This window comes from Bradyrhizobium embrapense, assembly GCF_001189235.2.
Lineage (GTDB): Bacteria > Pseudomonadota > Alphaproteobacteria > Rhizobiales > Xanthobacteraceae > Bradyrhizobium > Bradyrhizobium embrapense.
The window spans coordinates 1-2,599 of sequence record NZ_LFIP02000026.1; the positions used below are offsets into that span (position 1 = coordinate 1).

Annotated in this window: 3 protein-coding genes; all 3 read right to left on the bottom strand. The window is 63.9% G+C overall.

The genetic code is table 11. The features are described 5' to 3' along the window. Window positions 1-76: 76 nt before the first annotated feature. The 3 genes from tnpC to tnpA are packed head-to-tail and all read right to left on the bottom strand — an operon-like array spanning window position 77 to window position 2,520. Window positions 77-1,729, bottom strand: coding sequence for an IS66 family transposase (tnpC, locus tag AKN83_RS37935; protein WP_050401733.1), 1,653 nt, complete (start codon window positions 1,727-1,729; stop codon window positions 77-79). A gap of 45 nt (window positions 1,730-1,774) precedes the next feature. Continuing rightward, window positions 1,775-2,122 (bottom strand): IS66 family insertion sequence element accessory protein TnpB, encoded by a 348-nt coding sequence (gene tnpB, locus AKN83_RS37940; protein WP_038936775.1) that lies wholly within the window; start codon window positions 2,120-2,122, stop codon window positions 1,775-1,777. After that, window positions 2,119-2,520 carry an IS66-like element accessory protein TnpA gene (gene tnpA, locus AKN83_RS37945; protein ID WP_050401732.1) on the bottom strand — a complete coding sequence of 134 codons (402 nt, stop codon included), beginning with the start codon at window positions 2,518-2,520 and terminating at the stop codon, window positions 2,119-2,121. The genes tnpB and tnpA overlap by 4 nt, the downstream gene beginning before the upstream one ends. Between the last annotated feature and the right edge of the window lie 79 nt (window positions 2,521-2,599).

Genomic DNA, 2,599 nt, shown 5'->3' on the forward strand with positions numbered 1-2,599 from the left:
CGTACGCATACGATGAAGACCGCCCGATTGACGCGTGCGCGCGGGCACGGCGAGCTATGATGGCGTTGCGTGAAGGTCAGGCGGCCTGCTGACCGGCGGGCTTGCCGGCTTGGCCCAGGAGCTTCCATTCCCAGGGCAGCAGTTCGTGCAGACGCGATGCGGGAAGATCGGCGATGCGGGCGAGGATGTCGGCGAGCCAGACCTTCGGATCGACCTCGTTGAGGCGACAGCTCGTGATCATCGTCAGCATGATGGCGGCACGGTCGGCGCCACGCTGGCTTCCGGCGAAGGTCCAGTTCCGCCGTCCCAAGGCGATGCCTCTCAATGCGCGTTCGGCGCAATTGTTGGGCAAGCAGATCCTGCCATCCTCGAGGAAGCGGGCGAAGTCGTCCCAGCGCCTGAGCATATAGTTGATCGGCTTCAGGACCTCGGAAGAGCGCGAGAGGGTTTCGCGCTCACGCAGCAACCAGGCGTGCATGTCCTCGAGAAGCGGCTTGCTCTCTTCCTGGCGCACGGCGCGCCGCTCGTCGGCGCCGCGGCCGTTGATGGCGCGCTCGACCTCGAACAGCGCATCGAGGCGCCTGACCGCCTCCAGCGCGATCGGAGAGGCCGGTTTGCCCTTGTTGCCTTCTCGAGCATTTTTCTCGATGTCAGCCAGCTCGAAGAAGCCCCGTCGTGCATGGGCAAAGCAAAACGCCGGGGTGATCGGCAGCACCTTCTTCCGCGGGTCGAACAGCGGCTCGAAGCCGTTGTAGCAATCGGCTTGCAGGATACCACCGAAGGCGGCCAGATGCTTCTGGGGATGCTCGCCTCGTCGGTCGCTCGAGGCGTAATACACCGCCGCCGGCGGCGCGGGCCCGGCAAAGGGCCGGTCATCCCGCACATAAGTCCAGATCCGTCCGGTCGTGCACTTGCCCTTCGCCAGGATACGGATGGTGGTGTCATCGCCATGAAGGCGCTCGGCCGCAAGCACATGGCGTTCGATCAAGTGGAAGAGCGGCATGACGGCGAAGGTGCCGTGGCCGACCTGGTCAGCCAGCGTCGACAACGACAGGTCGATCCCCTCAGCCTTGAAGCGAGCACTCTGGCGGTTGAGCGGGATATGCATGCCGAACTTCTCGAACAGGATCGTCGCCAGCAATTGTGGGCCGATGAAGCCGCGCGGCGTGGCATGGAACGGTGCCGGCGGCTGGCTGATCTTCTCGCAATCACGGCAGGTGAACTTCTCCCGTACCGTCTCGATGACCTTGAAGCGACGCGGGATCTCCTCCAGCGTCCTGGTCACATCCTCACCGATCTTCGCCAGCCGCGATCCACCGCAGCAGGCACAGCTCGTCGGAGCCTCAGCGACGACGCGCTCGCGTTCGATGTCATCCGGCCAGGGTTTGCGCACCGGCCGCTTGCGCGTGAAGGGGCGGACGTTCTGTGTCTTCGCCGCGGCGGCCTGCCCCGCAAGCTCATCCTCGCTCGCCGCCGCAACGAGGTCTTCGAGTTCCAGCTCCAGCTGCTCGAGCAGCCGCGCCGTGCGCTCGGAGCGCGGCCCGTACAATTCGCGTTTGAGCTTCTCGATCCGCAGCTCAAGATGCGCGATCAGCGCCTCGTTGTCCGACAGCTCAGCCCGCACGCTGGCAGCCACCGCCTCAGCATGTAGCCGCGCCTCACGCTCGGCCTGCAGCGCCGCCAGGGCACTCGCAAGGTCCGATGGAAGGTCGTCCGGCTTCGATATCATGAAGCCAGTGAATCAGATCAACCCGCAGATTCAAACCACAAAACACTATCCGACCCGCGTGGGACGCTGGGTTTCTTGTGGGTTGCGCCAATCGATCCCGGACAACAGATAGCTCAACTGCGCCGGCGAGATCGTTACCGATTCACCGGCAACCGATGGCCAGATGAACCTGCCTCTCTCAAGCCTTTTGGTAAACAGGCATGCTCCCTGGCCATCGTGCCAGATCACCTTTACAAGATCGCTGCGGCGACCACGGAAGACGAACAGATGACCGTTGAGCGGGTCTTTGTGCAGCACCTCCTGCACCTGGAGTGCCAACGACGGAAAGCCTCTGCGCATATCGGTGTAGCCTGTCGCGAGCCACACTCGCGCGCCTGTCGGAACCGGGATCATCGGCGCACCAGGGCATCGAGAACGCGACGCAGCGCGTCTCCATCAACGTCGCCATCGACCCGGATGCGGCGTCCGCTACCAAGGTCGATCTCGATGATGCCCTGGCTCCTCCGTCGACGCGTCGGTGCCGTCGTCAGTGGCGCTTCGGTCAGATCCCGCGGTAGCACAGACGGTCCAATTTCGACCGGCACGAACGGAGCTATACTCGTCTCTCCCTGCTTGCAAAGCTCTTTGCGCCACCGGAACAGCTGGCTCACATGAAGGCCGGCCATGCGAGCCACCTCGGAAACAGTGGCTCCAGGCTCGAGCGATGCTGCAACTAGCCGTTCCTTCTCATCTCGCGACCACCGCCGCCGCCGCTCTACCGATGTGATCACCTCTGCCCGCGATATCGTCATAGCGCTTCTCCTAGGACTACCCCTAGGACCTGCAGCGCTCGCCTCCCTCAAACAAGGCGGCCGTCAGCGGAGGCGTACG

Bases quoted from the DNA above. Each gene is read 5' to 3' on its own strand.
- tnpB (WP_038936775.1), bottom strand. From the start codon at position 2,122: ATGATCCCGGTTCCGACAGGCGCGCGAGTGTGGCTCGCGACAGGCTAC.
- tnpA (WP_050401732.1), bottom strand. From the start codon at position 2,520: ATGACGATATCGCGGGCAGAGGTGATCACATCGGTAGAGCGGCGGCGG.
- tnpC (WP_050401733.1), bottom strand. From the start codon at position 1,729: ATGATATCGAAGCCGGACGACCTTCCATCGGACCTTGCGAGTGCCCTG.